Origin of the sequence: Bacillus mobilis, assembly GCF_001884045.1 — a bacterium.
GTDB classification, from domain to species: Bacteria; Bacillota; Bacilli; order Bacillales; family Bacillaceae_G; genus Bacillus_A; species Bacillus_A mobilis.
Map to the genome: position 1 here is coordinate 36,131 of NZ_MACF01000142.1, position 17,388 is coordinate 53,518.

Genomic DNA, 17,388 nt, shown 5'->3' on the forward strand with positions numbered 1-17,388 from the left:
AAGCATTTACATTTTAATTGTAACGCTTTCTTCTGAAAAAATCGACAATTTTTCGAATTCACCTTTTCTCCGTTATTTGTTATAGTTATATTTGTATGATTTTTGAAATTGGAGGAATGGAATCTTGGAACGTGAACTCGCACTAGAAATTGTCCGTGTAACAGAAGCAGCAGCATTAGCATCCGCACAGTGGATGGGCCGCGGAAAGAAAAACGAAGCAGATGATGCAGCAACTACAGCAATGCGTGATATGTTTGATTCAGTAAACATGGCAGGTACAGTTGTAATTGGTGAAGGAGAACTTGATGAAGCACCGATGTTGTATATTGGTGAAGAACTAGGAACAGGTAACGGTCCAGAAGTAGACATCGCCGTTGACCCATTAGAAGGTACAAACATCGTTGCAAAAGGCCTTGCAAATGCAATGGCAGTTATCGCAATCGCAGATAAAGGAAACCTTCTTCATGCTCCTGATATGTACATGGAAAAAATCGCGGTTGGTCCAAAAGCAGCTGGTAAAATTAGCTTAGATGATCCAATTGAAAAAACAATTGAAATTGTAGCAGAAGCTAACAATAAAAAGATTCGCGATCTAACAGTTATCGTTCAAGAACGTGAACGTCATCAAGATATTATTGACCGTGTTCGTGCAAAAGGTGCACGCGTAAAATTATTTGGTGATGGTGATGTTGGTGCGTCAATCGCAACAGCACTACCTGGAACGGGTATTGATTTATTCGTAGGTATTGGTGGAGCTCCAGAAGGTGTTATTTCTGCAGCAGCATTAAAATGCCTTGAAGGTGAAATGCAAGCTCGCTTAGTTCCAATGAACGAAGAAGAAGAAGCTCGTTGTCGTGAAATGGGATTAGAAGACCCTCGTCAACTTCTTATGTTAGATGACTTAGTATCTGGGGATGATGCAATCTTCTCAGCAACTGGTGTATCTGCTGGTGAGTTATTAGACGGTGTGAAATTCCTTGGCGGAGATTTAGCTGAAACATATTCTATCGTTATGCGTTACAAAACAAGAACGGTACGATTCATTAAAACGCATCACCATTTAGATCATAAACCACACTTAAACTTAGATATTTAATAAAGGAGCCATGTGTATGGAAGAACGTTTCTTTCTGTACGACGACACAGTCGCTACAAGAACTCGTTTCGTTAGCTTTATGGGAGAAAATGAGCGTCATGATTTAGCGCTTTTATACTCTGATCGTCATTACGGTAAAACAATTGTCCTTGATATGCAGCGCAATAAATTTGCAATCATCGGTCCTGACGATTTAAACGAACCAGGCTACTTAGAGCATGCATTTTCTATGACTGAAGAAATTGCAGAAGAACTACGCTCATTTTTATTTGAACTTATATAATTTATCGTAGGCACCAGCTATTTTAGCTGGTGTTTTTCCACTTTAAGTATTTTGAATTTTCAAACGACTATGTTATAATTAAGAATAAATCTATTTGGATAGAAAGGACGTTATCTACGTATGCCAACATTTACTTTGTAATGGACCAGCAATTGGATAGCATTACTCTCAAAAAAGCACCACGCTTTTTCAAGGGAGTAGTCTGCCCATTCCCATTACAAAGGAACGTAACGCATCTGTAGTATGATGTTTACGGAGGTTCCTAAGGGAACCTCCTTTTATTTTTGTCTATTTCTCATGTCTTCATACTACAAGACATCCAAATAGCTGTATTACGTTCCTTTACCACTACTATAAGAGGTGAAGGAAAATGCAGAAAGTACAACTTTCTTGGAGTTTATATGAAAATGAGCAAAACACAATCGAAAAGTATTGTAAAAATTGCAGACGCAATACCCTATTTACTGACACGAATATTCGTAGGCATAACGCCAATGGAAAAAATATATACCGCTTTGCCATTTATAAATGTCCAAAAGATCATACGTGGAATCAAAAACTTCGTATTTATAAATCATTTACTGATCACGTTGAAACAGTCGACATGACGCAGCAAGATCAAACAGAAACAACTACTACCATTTCCATTATGCAGCATAAGGAAAACGGTATAGCCGAAATCACGATCGTATTAGATATCGTTTTCGGTTCCCACCGAATGGATAAAGCTTTATCCACATATATTTCCGACTGGAGCCGTACACGCATTGTGGATAAAATTAAAAATGGGGATATTCAATTGAACGGACAACACATGAAACCAAACGCAATACTTTCTGAAGGTGATTCTATTTCAATTTGTTTGTGAGCAAGTAAAAAAATCCTCTTACAATCGTAAGAGGATTTTTTTATTTCTTCACTTTTCGTAATACGAAGTGTGCACAACCGAAGTTACAGTACTCGTATAAATACTCCGTTAACGTACTAATTTTCGTATCATATGTCGAACGTTGATTACTATCATCAAAGAAACCGCGCAATCTAAGTTGCTCATAACCCCAGTCCCCAACGATGTAATCATATTTATTTAAAATTTCTGCATAACGCTCTTTAAATGCTTCTTCACTAAAACCATCACGAAAGTTTTTAATTACTTCGTACTGAACATTATTAATGCTCACCGTAGCATGCATCTCTTGCTCTTGCTTTTGCTCCATCATTAACTTCCTCTCTAAGCATTCTTCTTTTTATCGTATCACAAAGCATACCAACCAACAATTTCAAATACAAAAAATTGAAAATTAGTGCATGCTATGGAGAAGGAGGTGATACATCGTGAAAAAACAAATTATACTCTCTCTCCTCACTCTTTCCTTATTTGCAGGCTGTCAATCAACGAATAAAGCCGAAATGGAACGTGAAGAAGGAAGTCGTGTTCTTGTTTCCAATAAAAACGACATGTATCATACGGAAAATACAAATACACGATTAACGAGAGTCGGTTATTCATCTAAACAAAAGCATGAAGTATCTAACAAACAAGTAGGAGCCATTAACCGTGAGAAAGTCGCTGAAATGATTACAAGCATGACAGTCAAACTTCCTGACGTTACAAACGCTGCTACGCTCGTTACCGATGATGAAGTATTTGTTGTATACCGTGCAAACACAACGGATCCAAAACTCGTAGCAGATCAAGTATATAAAGCTGCTTTGTCCATCGTCCCTCGCTATTATAAAGCATATGTATCAACAGACCAAAAGTTGATTTCTCAAATTCAAGGACTTCAATCTGGTGCTTTAAATGATACAGAATATACACAGAGCCTCGACATGCTAAAACGGGAAATGAGTAAAAATCCTCATTTGAACAATACGGGGGATCAAACTTTGAATGATATGATTAAAAAATAAAGAAGATGGAGAAAACCTCCACCTTCTTTATTTTTGACTATTTCTTACGATCCGCATAAACCGCCATCGCATCACACATAAACTGTGCTAATCCTTGGCCAAACTTATCGATATTTTTCATGAAGCGCTCATCTGCGACGTACATTTGACCGAGTCCTTTAAAAGCATCTAATGAATATTGTCCGAAGTTTTGCAAGTAATCGTACCATACTCCTATTGCTTCCTGTGCCTCTTTAGAATCTGGTGCGCCGTGTCTAAGCGCCGCTAAATTTCTGTAAATCGTATTGAACTCTTCTTGATTATCTTTTGACATACCTTTTGCATATTCATTCGCTTTATCTACAGCTGCGTCTCCCCATCTTTCACGCGCTTCTTCTTCGTACGGATTCTGGCTGAAATCGAAGCCTTCAAACTTCTCTTTGTTCGTCATTTCAATCTCTCCTTTTGTATGTTGAATTGTTTTATCAATCGTCGCAATCACTTTATCTAACCTAGCACGCTTTTCAAGAAGCATTTTCTTATGAAGCTGTAGCGCTTCTTCTCGGTCAAATGATGGACTCATGATAATTTCTTTAATCTTCTTCAAAGGGAAGCCTAGTTCTTTAAAAAATAAAATTTGCTGCAATGTCTCTAAATTTTCATTGGAATACAGACGATATCCAGACTCTGTCGTCTCATCTGGGGTTAACAACCCAATTTCATCATAATGATGCAGTGTGCGCACACTAATTCCAACTAAATTAGCTACTTCTTTTACCTTCATTGTCATGTGTATCTCCCCCTTAATACATACGATAAAGTATGACGCAACGTTAGAGTCAATAAGTAAATTCATTTTTGGTTAAAAGTTTCATCTCCACTATATTTCATGCATAATAGATATGTACATATATTAGAAAGCGGTGAAAGTATGGTTTCAAGTACGGTAATTGCCAGTATCACAATTCAACTTGTGCTTTCGATTCTGGTACCTATTATTGCGTTTGTTTATTTTCGTAAAAAATATCATATTAATTGGAAAGTAGTCGGTGTTGGTGCTCTTATTTTTATTGGATTTACCCAAATTCTCGAGACACCGTTCCACCTATTTATGCGCGGAAATCCGGCAATCGCTCCAATTTTAGAAAATCCATTTGTCTTTGCACTTTATGGCGGACTAACCGCTGGTATTTTTGAAGAATTAGGACGTTTCGTTGCCTTCTTCTTCCTACTAAAAAAATATCAAGAATATAAAGATGGTTTTGCTTACGGAATAGGTCACGGCGGGATTGAATCCATTTTAGTCGGCGGATTCTCCGCATTACAGACACTTATATTCGCAAATGCTATTAACAATGGTAGCTTCGCTCAAATGGCAGAAAAACTACCACAATTAAATGTTATAAAGGATATGTTAATAGAACAACCCGCTTATTTATACTTCCTTGGCAGCTTGGAAAGAATTATGGCTCTTGTACTGCAAATTGCCTTTTCGATGCTTGTCTTATACGCAGTAAAACAGAAGAAATATATCTTCCTTGTTTACGCTATATTATTCCACGCATTTGTAGACTTTTTCGCGGCACTTTACCAAACAAAAACAATCAATATCTTTGTTGCAGAAGGAATTACCCTTCTCTTCACAATTGGTGCTGTCATTCTTATTCGTAAAATGAAAGAAAAATTAATGAGTATGCCGGCGTAAAAATAACCCACCAGTTGGTGGGTTATTTTTTATATGGATTATCATAATGATGATAGCTTTTTCCCTCTTGCAGCTTCCTCTTCGTTTCTGCATCTATAACAATGTACTTACGAAATTCGTTTGCTTCATTTTGAGAAAAGGACGCGAAAAAATAAACTTGGCGATCAGGGTGAATAAAAGAATCTTGAAACACCACACTACTCCGACAACCCACAGCTGTTTTTTGTAGGAAAGAAAATTCTTCATCAGGCACTTCTTTAAATGAGATTTTTTTTCGAACGCTATATGCTGCATTTTTATATTCTTTATACACCTTTTTATCTAACTGTTCATAAAACACATCTTCACTCACAAACGATTTATTTCGGTTGCTTCGATAATTTAATTTCGTATTCGATTCTGCATATGTTGTGGACAAGTGCAGAAAAAAACAAAGACTGAATATAATACATATCATTTTTTTCATAAGTGCACCTCAAATGTTCATTATCCACATTACTTTTCCACATATTAAAATCAATATGCCATTTCCAATGAAAAGGAATTTTTTCCACATTTGTCGAAGTATATAGCGTCAACTTGAAAGATGGGGATGAATTATGAAGAAATTGATTGTCATACGACATTGTTCAGCAACTGGCCAAGAACGTGGTGCCGAATTAACGATTGCAGGAAAAAATCAAGCAAACACCCTTGCTACATTCCTCTTAGAAAACCAACTACAAATAGATCATATTATTTCAAGCCCATTTGTGCGAGCTATCGATTCTATTCGGCCCTATGCGCTCCAAGCTAACTTGTCTATCCACGAAGATGAACGATTAGCTGAACGCATATTAAGCGACGTTCCAATGAACAATTGGATGCAAAAACTAGAATCTACTTTTACAAATATAGATATTGCCTTTTCAGGCGGAGAGTCAACAAAAGAAGCAACAGACCGTGCTATATCGCTTATCCAAGACGTTTTAAAATTAAACCATACTACAACACTACTCGTTACACACGGCAACTTACTCACACTGATTTTAAAGCACTTTAATCATACGATCGGCTTTAATGAATGGAGAGCTTTAACGAATCCTGATGTTTATGAAATTGTAATTGATGAACAATGTACTATAAAACGATTATGGGAAGCATCATCCAAGTAATATCTCTTTCCAACACATTCAGTTGACGCCACGAGAAGAAACTGTACTAACAATAGAAAGGGGTATCACTCCATATGTACGAAGATGTACTTGCTTTACTACATAAAACAAATGCTTCTTACGAAAAGTTTGAACACGAACCGGTACTCGATTATGAAACAGATCGTATCGTACGTGAAAGGCTTGGCTTACAAGGTACTCCAAGTAAAAGCTTATTTTTAAAATCAAAGTCTGGAGATTATTACGTATTTTTCACGTTAGAGGGTACAAGGCTAAACCGGGGAGAGATGAAAGAAATAACGGGAGAACGCTTATCTCTCTGTTCTCCTGATGAGCTAAGAGAAGAAACAGGCTGTACGCCAGGATGTGTCGCTCCTTTCGGTTATTCACAACATGTAACGATTATTGTGGATCGTGCGATTTATGCTTACGATAAAATTTTAATTACACCTGGTGTACCTGAATTTACAATTGAATTATCCACAGAGGAATTAAAGAAAATCTTATTAACATGCCCAAATGCTGTTTTAGAGTATAAACAAAAAGAGAGCCAATAATCAGCTCTCTTTTTTTCATTATTTTGCTTCTGCTGTTTTTTCTTTTGCAGAACGAACTTGCTCGTCCGCATGGTAAGAAGAACGCACAAGTGGGCCAGCTTCACAGTGGCTAAAGCCTTTGCTAAGTGCAATTTCTTTAAGCTCTGCAAATTCTGCTGGTGGGTAATATTTAAGAACTGGTAAATGCTTCTTAGATGGTTGTAGGTATTGTCCAAGAGTTAAAATATCCACATTGTTTGCACGTAAGTCATCCATTGCTTCAATTAAATCTTCTCTCGTTTCACCTAAGCCCACCATAATGCTCGATTTAGTTGGAATATCAGGCTGCATTTCTTTTGCTCGACGTAAAAACTCTAATGAACGGTCATATTTTGCTCTAGCGCGAACTCGGTTAGATAATCGACGTACTGTTTCAATGTTATGGTTTAAAATATCTGGTTTTGCATCCATTAACATTTTTAAGTTTTCTTCTACTCCACCCATATCAGATGGTAATACTTCGATTGACGTAAATGGATTTTTACGACGTACAGCGCGTACTGTTTCAGCAAAAACAGCTGCTCCTCCGTCTTTTAAATCATCACGTGCAACCGCTGTTATAACAACGTGCTTTAAGCCCATCTGTACTACAGAATCTGCTACGCGTTCTGGCTCTTGTAAATCAAGCTCAGTTGGTAAGCCTGTTTTAACCGCACAAAAACGACAAGCACGTGTACAAACCGCACCTAAAATCATAAATGTTGCTGTTTTTCTTACAGCCCAGCATTCATGAATATTCGGACATTTCGCTTCTTCACAAACCGTATGAAGATTCTTAGAACGCATCATTTTCTTTAAGCCTGTATAGTTTTCATTCGTGTTTAACTTAATTTTCAACCATTCGGGCTTGCGCTTATATTCTGTTTGTTTTGTCATGGTTATCAACTCCGCACAATATGAAATAGTTTACCGTGTTCGCTTCTTTCAATGTAACATATCTATTCTAACGTATGAAAGCGATTTGCTCAAATGAAGATTCTAAGATTTTTTCCAATCGTTCCCTATAATGAAATACTCCGTATATCCCACACTAAAAAGAGTGATGTTGTGAAAGGAGTCTATTTCATGCTTCGAAAAATTTCTCTTTTGCTTTCGATTTGCTTTCTTCTCCACCAAAACATCGCTTACGGTGAAGATAATCAGCAAAGCATATACGAAAAGCGCATGGCACTATATAAAGAAACCGAGCAATCTTCAGGCATTCCGTGGTATTACTTAGCTGCAATGGATCAATATGAAAGAAATATACGGAGCGTAAGAAAAGATATTCCGAAAAAACCAGATGCCATCATTTCCCTTTATTTCAAACCAGAAATATGGGCTGGACCCGTTAATGGTAACGACACTCTCCCCCATACAATTTCTCTATTTGGCGGATTAGGTTTAGATGGTGACAAAGATGGATTTGCAAATGCAAATAACGACCGTGATCTTTTGCATACAGCAGCAACGATTTTAAAGAAACAAGGAACGTCCGAAGACCGTGTTCACATTATGCTTTGGGAATATTATAGACGTGCGAAAACAGTTGAATTAATTACCGAATACGCCCAAATCTATAAACATTATGGACGTATTAATTTAGAAGGAAATGCTTTCCCACTTCCAATTCGTAGCGACCATAGCTACCGTAGTACTTTTGGCGCTGGAAGAAGTTTTGGGGGAAGAAGAGTTCATGAAGGCACTGATATTTTTGCAGGCTATGGCGTACCAGTAAGATCCACTTGCTATGGCATCATTGAAACAAAGGGCTGGAACCGCCTTGGCGGATGGCGCATCGGTATTCGTGACCTTCATAATAATTACCATTATTACGCTCATTTAGGCGGATTCTCAAAAGAAATACAGCTTGGACAAATTGTCGAACCTGGAAAAGTAATCGGATTTGTTGGTAGCACCGGTTATGGCCCTCCCGGCACAGCGGGAAAATTCCCTCCTCACTTACATTTCGGCATGTATAAAGACAATGGCTATACAGAATGGGCTTTCGATCCATACATGCATTTAAGTCTTTGGGAGCGAAAAGAACGCGCAAATACAAAACGATAACCGTAGCAATATGCTACGGTTATTTTTTATATTCGGCTAACTATCCGTTTTCTTTTTATCAGGTACAACAACACTCCTGCTTCCGTAATAAGTAGGCACTTCCCCTTGAACAATGCGCGTTGCAATCGGAACATCTTGTTTTACTTTTATTTCTTTCGTATGAAATGGAATAATCACTTGCAACGTTACTTCCATCTCCATAATAATTTGAATCGCTGTCGTATTGATCCCGTGCGGTTCAATTTTTTGTTTAATATCCGTATTCACATGACCAATCGTCGTGAAATCAATTGGAATATCGGGTCCTATATTTCCAAGAAGCGCATTATCCGTTACACGACCAAAAGGAACTGCCATCGTTGCTCCATTTTTTTCAGAAATACCTAGCCCCTTCAAATCACCTTGTTCTACTTGCTGTAAATATTTTTCTATGTATGTGGTCGTTGATGTTACGATTTCATTTACTTGCTTCGTATTTAAATTAATTGTGGATACTTTCCCGTTTTTATCATTTTGCACTTTCATTAATGAATCGACATCAAAACCTTCATTCATTCTATCTTTTACCGCCTTCGTCATAATCGCTGTCGCCATCTTATGCGTCTCTACTTCTCCATATTTAAGTAATGTCGGCTGAATGCTACTATTCACAATCCATAATCCTTGCACGAGTAATATAACAAAAAGAATAAACGACATAAGCAGTATGTACCGAAAGGAAATAGGCCCCCTTCGAAACCGCGAATTTTTCGAACGAAATATACTCATAAAAAAACCTCCTTCTTATATCATTTCTATGCAAGAAGGAGGGACGATATATGCTTATCTCATTTTTAATAATGCTTCTTTTCCGATTGTGCCGGCCGTAATACCTAAAGCTTCGGCTTCAATCGTTACTGATTCTAGCGGTGCTTCAAGAAGCTGTTCAATCGTTCTTACACCAACCGCGCGGCCAGCAATAATTCCTCGATCCCCTAACTTCTCATTTAAAAGACCTACATCTAATGCACCGCACATAATATATCCTTTATCGCTCATTACAGCTAGCAAATTTGTCTTTGGAAGTTTGACGCTAACCGCAATAAACGTATAATTATCGATTATAATTGGCTCTACATTAACCATAGTTCACACTCCTCTCTTTCTTATCTGTATGACAAGAGAAAAATGAGTGTTACAAGTAACTAGCCTATAGTTTGACGGAAGATGTATGAGTTATCAACACGTCTGTTAACACATCTCTGAGTAACTCTGGCATATAATATTGTTTGTCAGAAAGTGTGGATAGCTCTGGGTATAAGTAGCCGAATGTAAACATATCAATCGTTCCTACTGTATATATACGATCTAATTCCAGCGATTCCCCGTTAATCAATACATCTTCGAGTAAAATTTTATTCCCAGGAATCGTATCTGGAATGACCTCGACACCAGCGTAAATCATTTTCCCCATCACTTTCCCGCGAAATCCAAATCCTTTTACCTCAAGATTCTCCATATTTGGACGGCGCGCTTTCAAAATAACTTCTCGTAACGTTTTCCCTGGTACTTTTAATAAGCATGGATTAATGGGATGTGGACAAATTCTGTGAATATCTCCGCGCGTCACAACACCTTCATTTAATCCCTCTAATAGCACACCAGCGTTCACCATTCCAATTTCTGCACCACACCACGTTTTCAGCGCATTTGCTAACATGCGCGAAAATGATGTCTCCTGAAACCAATCGACCGGTAATGCTTCCTTTAAATGAACGACAGGCTCGGCCATAATATGTTTACTTTCTTCCTGCAGCACTTCAATTGTGGATAACGGTTTGCTATAAGCACCTAAACGTTCTGTCTTAATCGCTCTACCGTCTGTTTTCAACAGCTTCTTCGTCTCTTTATCCACAGTAAGCTGGACGTGCCCAACGTAACGTCCCCACTTTTCACAACAACAAAGTAACGTATTATTCATAAGAACGCCTCGCTCAAATAAATGGTGCGTATGTGCACCTAAAATAACATCTATATCATAATGCTCTGCCATATACTCATCCATGCTTTTTCCAAGGTGAGAAAGGACAACCGTAATATGAGCCTCATCTCGCACTTCTTCTAAAATAGACTCTAAATGGATAAGCGGATCTTCAATATGCCAATCGAGCATATGATAAAACTCTGGATACGCTACCGTTAATCCGATAAAAGCAATCGTAATCCCATCTGTCGTTGTATGTAATTTATAAGGCTTTGCCCACTCCGGACGTACCCCTTCTTTTTTAAATAAATTCGCGACGAGCACCTCAAATCCAGCATCATCATATAGACGATTCAAATGCTCCTTGGCTAACGTAATTCCTTCATTATTTCCGATCGTTACATAATCATATAGCGCCTCATTCAAAAGCTTCGTATTGCCAAGTCCATTCGTCGCTTCCGAAATACTATGAAAACGATCCACATGATCGCCGATATCAACCGTCAAAACGGTCTCTCCCGCTTCCTGTCTTCGCTTTTTCTCTCCTTGTACAAACCGAGAAATTTGCGGCCAATTTTCAAAATGACTATGTATATCGTTTGTATGATAAAGGTGGATGATTGTTTCTTTATTTATATTCAGAGAAAAAACCTCCTCTCAGTTCCTTACTGCCATTTACGCTACGCGTACGCAATAATCCTGTAAATACTTTTCGTCTTTTCTTGCTATTTTACATTGTACTCGCATTGAGGGAAAAAGCAAAAGATTGCCCTTTTTGATAGGAAAACTTTTTCTAGTTTGTGGAAGGGTTTTAGGTGGAGGAGGTGTTTTTTTGTGGTTGGGGTTCGGGAGGGGGGATTTGTCAAAAAGTTTAACCGAGTTTTTTATGTTTGTTTTTCTGAGTGGTTTAGCGAGCAATTTGGTGGATTCTCCAATGGGGTTTGTCAGTATCTTCGCCTTACTTCCAGTCGTTCTCTTTTCATATAAAATGTTGCGGGGTATATGAAGAATTTCTTTTGTCTTACTTTGTCAATAAGTCGATATTCCTTGTCGAATCGTCGATATATTGAAATAATCGCCGATATATTCCGAGTTATCGTCGATATATTTGAAAAATCGCTGATATATTTAACTGAACACCCGCCTGGGTATCCCAGCCTGACCTGATCTACACTGAACCCAACCCAAGCACAACATAAAAAAGCGCCCTGCATAGCAGGCCGCTTCCACTTTAAATATTAACCAATAGAACCTTCCATCTCAAACTTGATTAGGCGGTTCATTTCAACTGCGTATTCCATTGGAAGTTCGCGAGTGAATGGCTCAATGAAGCCCATTACGATCATTTCTGTAGCTTCTTGCTCAGAAATACCGCGGCTCATTAGGTAGAATAATTGTTCTTCTGATACTTTCGATACTTTTGCTTCGTGCTCAAGTGAAACGTAATCGTTTTTGATTTCGTTGTAAGGAATTGTATCAGATGTAGATTGGTTATCCATGATTAACGTGTCACACTCGATGTTAGAGCGAGAGTTCTTCGCTTTTGGTCCGAAGTGTACGATACCACGGTAAGTTACTTTACCACCATGCTTCGCAATCGATTTAGAAACGATTGTTGAAGACGTGTTTGGTGCTAAGTGAATCATTTTCGCACCAGCATCTTGGTGTTGGCCTTTACCAGCAATCGCGATAGATAATGTTAAACCACGAGCGCCTTCGCCTTTTAAGATAACTGCTGGGTACTTCATCGTTAATTTAGATCCAATGTTACCGTCAATCCATTCCATCGTTGCGTTTTCTTCACAAACCGCACGTTTTGTAACTAGGTTGTATACGTTGTTCGCCCAGTTTTGGATTGTTGTATAACGGCAATATGCATCTTTCTTAATGATGATTTCTACTACCGCACTGTGAAGTGAGTTAGTCGTGTAAACAGGTGCTGTACAACCTTCTACGTAGTGTACGTGTGCGCCTTCGTCTACGATGATAAGCGTACGCTCGAATTGTCCCATATTTTCAGAGTTAATACGGAAATACGCTTGAAGTGGTGTATCCACTTTAATACCTTTTGGAACGTAGATGAATGATCCACCAGACCAAACTGCAGAGTTTAATGCAGAGAATTTGTTGTCTGTTGGTGGGATTACTTTTCCGAAATGCTCACGGAAAATATCTTCGTTCTCTTTTAATGCGCTATCTGTATCTTTGAAGACGATTCCTAGAGCTTCTAGGTCTTCTTTCATGTTGTGGTATACAACTTCAGATTCGTACTGTGCAGATACACCAGCTAAATATTTTTGCTCAGCTTCTGGAATACCTAATTTATCAAATGTTGCTTTAATTTCATCAGGTACTTCATCCCAAGACTTCTCAGATTTCTCAGATGGTTTTACGTAGTACGTAATTTCATCGAAATCTAAGTCGTTTAAGTCGCCGCCCCATTGTGGCATTGGCATTTCATAGAACTTATCCAGTGATTTTAAACGGAAGTCTAACATCCACTGTGGTTCTTCTTTCATACGTGAAATCTCTTCAACGATCTCTTTTGTTAAACCGCGTCCAGCACGGAAAATCGAAACGTCTTTGTCTTTGAAACCATATTTATAATCGCCGATATCTGGCAGTTGCTTCGCCATGTTGGTGTGTCCCTCCTTAGATAACCTCGTTTTTAGGAACCTTTAACATTACTTATCTTCGTTTAAGCCCTTTTCTAACGCTTTCCACGCTAATGTTGCACATTTAATACGTGCCGGGAACTTGCATACGCCTTGTAATGCTTCAATATCTCCTAAATCAATGCTGTCATCGTACTCTTTTCCTAGCATCATGTCAGAGAAAATTTTAGAAAGCTGAAGTGCCTCTTCAATTTTCTTACCTTTTACTGCTTGTGTCATCATGGAAGCTGAAGACATTGAGATGGAACATCCTTCTCCTTCAAACTTCGCTTCTTGCACAATACCTTCTTCTACTTTCATCGTAAGTTGAATACGATCGCCGCAAGTTGGATTGTTCAAGTTAACTGTAACACTATCTTCTAACACGCCATTGTTACGAGGATTCTTATAATGATCCATAATAACTTGACGATATAACGTATCTAAATTATTAAATGACATTTGTGAAATACTCCTTTGTCTTGATTAGCGATTCAACAAATGTATCAATTTCTTCTTTTGTATTATATAAATAGAAGCTCGCACGTGCTGTAGAAGAAGCTTTTAGCCACTTCATAAGCGGTTGTGCACAGTGGTGTCCTGCGCGAACCGCAATGCCTTCTACATCTAATACTGTCGCTACATCGTGAGGATGTACGTCTTCAATGTTAAATGTAACAAGACCAGCGCGATGCTTTGGACCATAAATTGTAACGCCATCTACTTCTGATAGTCTTTCTAAAGCATATTGCGCTAATTCATGTTCATGCCTTTCAATATTATCAAGACCGATTTCTTCTAGGAAATCAATTGCCGCTCCAAGTCCGATTGCATTACCGATAATCGGTGTACCTGCTTCAAACTTCCACGGAAGCTCTTTCCAAGTAGATTCTTGTAAATCTACGAAATCAATCATTTCACCACCAAATTCAATTGGCTCCATATTGTTCAGCAATTCTTTTTTACCATATAATACGCCGATACCTGTAGGTCCGCACATCTTATGAGCAGATAATGCGTAGAAATCACAGTTCAAATCTTGTACATCCACTTTCATATGAGGTGTACTTTGTGCACCGTCAACGACCATAATTGCGCCATTTTCGTGTGCGATTGCTCCGATTTCTTTTACAGGGTTAATCGTTCCAAGCACGTTTGAAACTTGCATAATAGAAACGATTTTTGTATTCGGTGTAACTGTTTGACGAACATCTTCTAAAGAAATTGTACCGTCTGGTTGAAGCGGAAGGTATTTTAAAGTTGCACCAGTTTTCTTCGCAACTTGTTGCCACGGAATGATGTTACTATGGTGCTCCATGTAAGAAATAACGATTTCATCGCCTTCTTTTACATTTTCAAGACCATAGCTAGCCGCTACTGTATTTAATGCAGTTGTCGTTCCGCGCGTGAAAATAATCTCTTCCATTGATTTCGCATTAATAAACTTGCGAACTTTCTCGCGTGCACCTTCATACGCGTCGGTAGCTTTCGTACCGAGCGTATGAACACCGCGATGCACGTTAGAATTATATTCTTTATAGTAACGTTCTAACGTTTCAATGACTTGAATTGGTTTTTGAGAAGTTGCTGCACTATCGAAATATACAAGTTGTTTGCCGTTCACTTTTTGATCAAGAATTGGAAACTGTTTGCGTATTTCATGAATATTCATTAGCGAACTTTCCTTTCAATTACCTCAACAAGCTGTGCTTTTACTCCTTCAATTGGAAGCTCATTTACTACAGGTGCTAAGAATCCATGGATGACTAAACGTTCTGCTTCGCGTTTTGGAATACCACGGCTCATCAAGTAGTATAATTGGTACGGATCTACGCGGCCTACTGAAGCTGCGTGACCTGCCATTACATCATCTTCGTCGATTAAAAGAATTGGGTTTGCATCCCCACGAGCTTTCTCATCTAACATAAGAACGCGAGAAGATTGTTGTGCATTTGATTTAGATGCACCGTGTTCAATCTTACCAATTCCGTTAAAGATAGATGTTGCACTATCTTTTTGTACACCGTGTTTTAAAATCCAACCTTCAGAGTGTTTACCGAAGTGAACAACTTTAGTTGTAAAGTTTTGTGTTTGGTTACCACGGCCAATTGTTACTGTTTTCGTATCAGCATATGAACCGTCGCCCATTAAGTTTGTAACGTTCTCTGAAATTGTGTTTCCGTCATTCATAAGGCCTAGAGCCCAATCAATGCGGCCGTCGCGTCCTACAACACCGCGGCGGTTAACGTAAGTTGTTACGTCTTTTGCTAATAGATCAACCGCACCGAATTTCACTTGTGCGCCTTGTTCCACGATTACTTCTGCTACGATATTTGCAATACCTTTAGCATTTTCATTTGCAACGTAGTTTTCTACATAAGTTGCAGTACTGTTCGCATCAGCTACGAATAATACGTGGTTATATACGTTAGCTTCTTCGCCGTCTACTAAGAATACAGCTTGAAGTGGAGTTTCAAGAACAACGTTTTTCGGAACATATACAAATGCACCGCCGTTGATTAATGCAGCATGAAGTGCAGTTAAACGATGCTCGTCTACCTTCACGCCGTCTTTCATTAAATACTTTTGTAATAGTTCAGCATGCTCTGTTGCAGCTGTTACGATGTCTGTAAAAATAACACCTTTTTCTTTTGCTTCGTCTGCTAAAGAAACGAACGCAGTTGTACCAGTACGTTGTACCAATACGCTGTTATTTTCATCGATTAAGTTTTTCACTGCTTCTGGAAGCTCTGTTAAAGAACTTACAGGCTCTTGCTTAGCAGCGTCGCCTTTTCCGATAAAGTCCCATTTCTCAATTTTCGTTTTATCAGGCGTTGGCATTGGAAGTTCAGTTGCTTGTGCAAGAGCTTGTAAGCGGAACTCAGTCAACCAAGCAGCTTCGTTTACTTCGCTTGCGCGTTGACGGATTGTTTCTTGATCGAAAGGTAATGTACCGATTGTCATGTTTATGCTCCTCTCTTACGCTTCTTGCTCTGTTGTTTCGTCTTCAATACCTAATTCTTTTTTAATCCAGTCATAACCTTCAGCTTCTAGACGTTGTGCAAGCTCAGGGCCACCAGATTTAACGATACGACCGTTCATCATAACGTGAACGAAGTCTGGAGTGATGTAGTTTAATAAACGTTGGTAATGCGTAATCATTAGGCAACCGAACTCTTCGCCGCGCATTTGGTTAATACCTTTAGATACAACTTTTAATGCATCGATATCAAGACCTGAGTCGATTTCATCTAAGATTGCGATTTTTGGCTCAATCATCATTAATTGAAGAATTTCGTTACGTTTTTTCTCTCCACCAGAGAAACCTTCGTTTAAGTAACGTTGTGCCATTTCTGGATCCATTTCTAGGAATTCCATGTTTTTATCTAATGTACGGATAAATTTCATAAGAGAAATTTCATCGCCTTCTTCACGACGTGCGTTAATTGCAGAACGTAAGAAGTCAGCGTTTGTTACTCCGCTAATTTCACTTGGATATTGCATTGCTAGGAATAGACCTGCTTGTGCGCGCTCATCTACTTCCATTTCTAATACATCTTCACCGTCGATGATGATGCTACCTTCTGTTACTTCATACTTTGGGTGACCCATAATCGCAGAAGATAAAGTTGATTTACCTGTTCCGTTAGGTCCCATAATTGCGTGGATTTCTCCACCTTTTACTTCAAGGTTTACACCTTTTAAAATTTCTTTGCCATCAATTGATACGTGTAAGTCTTTAACCGTTAATGTAGAACCAGCCATCTCAATACCTCCATTAATCCTATATATACATTTTAAAAATTCCTAAAACGTTCATATTCTCATTTTATTCTCATTCTAATCTTATATCAAATAAAATGATATCGCAAACGACGAAAAAAAGTAACAATTTTTTCACAAATGTATATAAGTATTTCCTTTACATCTTTCTATGATACACCTTTCTTCTTATTTATATAAAGAAAAAAGGACTGGTAATTTTCCAGTCCTTT

20 protein-coding genes are annotated in these 17,388 nt (G+C 38.4%); 8 read left to right on the plus strand and 12 right to left on the minus strand.

Features of this window, described 5'->3' with window-relative positions; all coding sequences use genetic code 11:
* Nucleotides 1–124 precede the first annotated feature (124 nt).
* The 3 genes from glpX (at nucleotide 125) to BAQ44_RS27795 (ending at nucleotide 2,247) form a co-directional block, all read left to right on the plus strand.
* A complete protein-coding gene (glpX, locus tag BAQ44_RS27780) occupies nucleotides 125–1,096 on the plus strand; it encodes a class II fructose-bisphosphatase (RefSeq protein ID WP_000439090.1) in 972 nt (323 codons plus the stop codon).
* A 16-nt stretch (nucleotides 1,097–1,112) separates the two neighbouring features.
* Nucleotides 1,113–1,379 carry a DUF3055 domain-containing protein gene (locus BAQ44_RS27785; protein WP_000392615.1) on the plus strand — a complete coding sequence of 89 codons (267 nt, stop codon included), beginning with the start codon at nucleotides 1,113–1,115 and terminating at the stop codon, nucleotides 1,377–1,379.
* A 370-nt stretch (nucleotides 1,380–1,749) separates the two neighbouring features.
* On the plus strand, nucleotides 1,750–2,247 hold the full coding sequence (locus tag BAQ44_RS27795; protein ID WP_071724938.1) for a cytoplasmic protein: 498 nt from the start codon (nucleotides 1,750–1,752) through the stop codon (nucleotides 2,245–2,247).
* Nucleotides 2,248–2,287: 40 nt separating this feature from the next.
* On the opposite strand, the gene BAQ44_RS27800 is transcribed toward BAQ44_RS27795, so the two are convergent.
* On the minus strand, nucleotides 2,288–2,599 hold the full coding sequence (locus tag BAQ44_RS27800) for a YutD family protein (RefSeq protein ID WP_002008894.1): 312 nt from the start codon (nucleotides 2,597–2,599) through the stop codon (nucleotides 2,288–2,290).
* A gap of 115 nt (nucleotides 2,600–2,714) precedes the next feature.
* Here BAQ44_RS27800 and BAQ44_RS27805 point away from each other — a divergent pair, with 115 nt between their 5' ends.
* Nucleotides 2,715–3,293, plus strand: coding sequence for a YhcN/YlaJ family sporulation lipoprotein (locus BAQ44_RS27805; protein WP_002191082.1), 579 nt, complete (start codon nucleotides 2,715–2,717; stop codon nucleotides 3,291–3,293).
* A 37-nt stretch (nucleotides 3,294–3,330) separates the two neighbouring features.
* On the opposite strand, the gene BAQ44_RS27810 is transcribed toward BAQ44_RS27805, so the two are convergent.
* Nucleotides 3,331–4,062, minus strand: a complete 732-nt coding sequence (locus BAQ44_RS27810; RefSeq protein WP_071724940.1) for a MerR family transcriptional regulator — start codon at nucleotides 4,060–4,062, stop codon at nucleotides 3,331–3,333.
* A gap of 99 nt (nucleotides 4,063–4,161) precedes the next feature.
* Here BAQ44_RS27810 and BAQ44_RS27815 point away from each other — a divergent pair, with 99 nt between their 5' ends.
* On the plus strand, nucleotides 4,162–4,977 hold the full coding sequence (locus BAQ44_RS27815) for a YhfC family intramembrane metalloprotease (protein ID WP_071724942.1): 816 nt from the start codon (nucleotides 4,162–4,164) through the stop codon (nucleotides 4,975–4,977).
* 22 nt (nucleotides 4,978–4,999) lie between these two features.
* On the opposite strand, the gene BAQ44_RS27820 is transcribed toward BAQ44_RS27815, so the two are convergent.
* A complete protein-coding gene (locus tag BAQ44_RS27820; protein WP_071724944.1) occupies nucleotides 5,000–5,443 on the minus strand; it encodes a hypothetical protein in 444 nt (147 codons plus the stop codon).
* A 133-nt stretch (nucleotides 5,444–5,576) separates the two neighbouring features.
* Here BAQ44_RS27820 and BAQ44_RS27825 point away from each other — a divergent pair, with 133 nt between their 5' ends.
* Both BAQ44_RS27825 and BAQ44_RS27830 read left to right on the plus strand, forming a co-directional pair.
* Nucleotides 5,577–6,131, plus strand: coding sequence for a histidine phosphatase family protein (locus BAQ44_RS27825; RefSeq protein ID WP_071724946.1), 555 nt, complete (start codon nucleotides 5,577–5,579; stop codon nucleotides 6,129–6,131).
* Between the two features lie 74 nt (nucleotides 6,132–6,205).
* Nucleotides 6,206–6,688 (plus strand): YbaK/EbsC family protein, encoded by a 483-nt coding sequence (locus BAQ44_RS27830; protein WP_071724948.1) that lies wholly within the window; start codon nucleotides 6,206–6,208, stop codon nucleotides 6,686–6,688.
* Nucleotides 6,689–6,706: 18 nt separating this feature from the next.
* Here the strand turns inward: BAQ44_RS27830 and lipA are convergent, their stop codons facing one another.
* Nucleotides 6,707–7,603, minus strand: coding sequence for a lipoyl synthase (gene lipA / locus BAQ44_RS27835; protein ID WP_000166375.1), 897 nt, complete (start codon nucleotides 7,601–7,603; stop codon nucleotides 6,707–6,709).
* 189 nt (nucleotides 7,604–7,792) lie between these two features.
* Here lipA and BAQ44_RS27840 point away from each other — a divergent pair, with 189 nt between their 5' ends.
* Nucleotides 7,793–8,776 (plus strand): M23 family metallopeptidase, encoded by a 984-nt coding sequence (locus tag BAQ44_RS27840; protein ID WP_061678025.1) that lies wholly within the window; start codon nucleotides 7,793–7,795, stop codon nucleotides 8,774–8,776.
* A 36-nt stretch (nucleotides 8,777–8,812) separates the two neighbouring features.
* Here the strand turns inward: BAQ44_RS27840 and yunB are convergent, their stop codons facing one another.
* The 8 genes from yunB to sufC form a co-directional block, all read right to left on the minus strand.
* A complete protein-coding gene (gene yunB, locus BAQ44_RS27845) occupies nucleotides 8,813–9,544 on the minus strand; it encodes a sporulation protein YunB (RefSeq protein WP_071724950.1) in 732 nt (243 codons plus the stop codon).
* A 54-nt stretch (nucleotides 9,545–9,598) separates the two neighbouring features.
* Nucleotides 9,599–9,901, minus strand: a complete 303-nt coding sequence (locus BAQ44_RS27850; protein WP_000248463.1) for a YunC family protein — start codon at nucleotides 9,899–9,901, stop codon at nucleotides 9,599–9,601.
* A 64-nt stretch (nucleotides 9,902–9,965) separates the two neighbouring features.
* On the minus strand, nucleotides 9,966–11,381 hold the full coding sequence (locus BAQ44_RS27855; RefSeq protein ID WP_315851313.1) for a bifunctional metallophosphatase/5'-nucleotidase: 1,416 nt from the start codon (nucleotides 11,379–11,381) through the stop codon (nucleotides 9,966–9,968).
* 596 nt (nucleotides 11,382–11,977) lie between these two features.
* Nucleotides 11,978–13,375, minus strand: coding sequence for a Fe-S cluster assembly protein SufB (gene sufB / locus BAQ44_RS27860; RefSeq protein WP_001118824.1), 1,398 nt, complete (start codon nucleotides 13,373–13,375; stop codon nucleotides 11,978–11,980).
* A 48-nt stretch (nucleotides 13,376–13,423) separates the two neighbouring features.
* The gene (sufU, locus tag BAQ44_RS27865; RefSeq protein WP_000009525.1) at nucleotides 13,424–13,855 is read right to left on the minus strand and encodes a Fe-S cluster assembly sulfur transfer protein SufU; all 432 of its coding nucleotides are present in this window, start codon (nucleotides 13,853–13,855) and stop codon (nucleotides 13,424–13,426) included.
* Nucleotides 13,845–15,065, minus strand: a complete 1,221-nt coding sequence (gene sufS / locus BAQ44_RS27870; protein ID WP_071724955.1) for a cysteine desulfurase SufS — start codon at nucleotides 15,063–15,065, stop codon at nucleotides 13,845–13,847. The genes sufU and sufS overlap by 11 nt, the downstream gene beginning before the upstream one ends.
* Nucleotides 15,065–16,357 carry a Fe-S cluster assembly protein SufD gene (gene sufD, locus BAQ44_RS27875; RefSeq protein WP_000152177.1) on the minus strand — a complete coding sequence of 431 codons (1,293 nt, stop codon included), beginning with the start codon at nucleotides 16,355–16,357 and terminating at the stop codon, nucleotides 15,065–15,067. Before sufD ends, sufS begins: the two co-directional genes overlap by 1 nt.
* A gap of 15 nt (nucleotides 16,358–16,372) precedes the next feature.
* Nucleotides 16,373–17,158 carry a Fe-S cluster assembly ATPase SufC gene (gene sufC / locus BAQ44_RS27880; RefSeq protein WP_000929163.1) on the minus strand — a complete coding sequence of 262 codons (786 nt, stop codon included), beginning with the start codon at nucleotides 17,156–17,158 and terminating at the stop codon, nucleotides 16,373–16,375.
* Nucleotides 17,159–17,388: the final 230 nt, after the last annotated feature.

Coding starts and splice junctions, on each gene's coding strand:
- lipA (WP_000166375.1), bottom strand. CDS start 7,603: ATGACAAAACAAACAGAATATAAGCGCAAGCCCGAATGGTTGAAAATT.
- sufU (WP_000009525.1), bottom strand. CDS start 13,855: ATGTCATTTAATAATTTAGATACGTTATATCGTCAAGTTATTATGGAT.
- BAQ44_RS27810 (WP_071724940.1), bottom strand. CDS start 4,062: ATGACAATGAAGGTAAAAGAAGTAGCTAATTTAGTTGGAATTAGTGTG.
- sufB (WP_001118824.1), bottom strand. CDS start 13,375: ATGGCGAAGCAACTGCCAGATATCGGCGATTATAAATATGGTTTCAAA.
- BAQ44_RS27820 (WP_071724944.1), bottom strand. CDS start 5,443: ATGAAAAAAATGATATGTATTATATTCAGTCTTTGTTTTTTTCTGCAC.
- BAQ44_RS27825 (WP_071724946.1), top strand. CDS start 5,577: ATGAAGAAATTGATTGTCATACGACATTGTTCAGCAACTGGCCAAGAA.
- sufS (WP_071724955.1), bottom strand. CDS start 15,065: ATGAATATTCATGAAATACGCAAACAGTTTCCAATTCTTGATCAAAAA.
- yunB (WP_071724950.1), bottom strand. CDS start 9,544: ATGAGTATATTTCGTTCGAAAAATTCGCGGTTTCGAAGGGGGCCTATT.
- BAQ44_RS27795 (WP_071724938.1), top strand. CDS start 1,750: ATGCAGAAAGTACAACTTTCTTGGAGTTTATATGAAAATGAGCAAAAC.
- BAQ44_RS27850 (WP_000248463.1), bottom strand. CDS start 9,901: ATGGTTAATGTAGAGCCAATTATAATCGATAATTATACGTTTATTGCG.
- BAQ44_RS27785 (WP_000392615.1), top strand. CDS start 1,113: ATGGAAGAACGTTTCTTTCTGTACGACGACACAGTCGCTACAAGAACT.
- sufC (WP_000929163.1), bottom strand. CDS start 17,158: ATGGCTGGTTCTACATTAACGGTTAAAGACTTACACGTATCAATTGAT.
- sufD (WP_000152177.1), bottom strand. CDS start 16,357: ATGACAATCGGTACATTACCTTTCGATCAAGAAACAATCCGTCAACGC.
- BAQ44_RS27840 (WP_061678025.1), top strand. CDS start 7,793: ATGCTTCGAAAAATTTCTCTTTTGCTTTCGATTTGCTTTCTTCTCCAC.
- BAQ44_RS27830 (WP_071724948.1), top strand. CDS start 6,206: ATGTACGAAGATGTACTTGCTTTACTACATAAAACAAATGCTTCTTAC.
- BAQ44_RS27815 (WP_071724942.1), top strand. CDS start 4,162: ATGCATAATAGATATGTACATATATTAGAAAGCGGTGAAAGTATGGTT.
- BAQ44_RS27800 (WP_002008894.1), bottom strand. CDS start 2,599: ATGATGGAGCAAAAGCAAGAGCAAGAGATGCATGCTACGGTGAGCATT.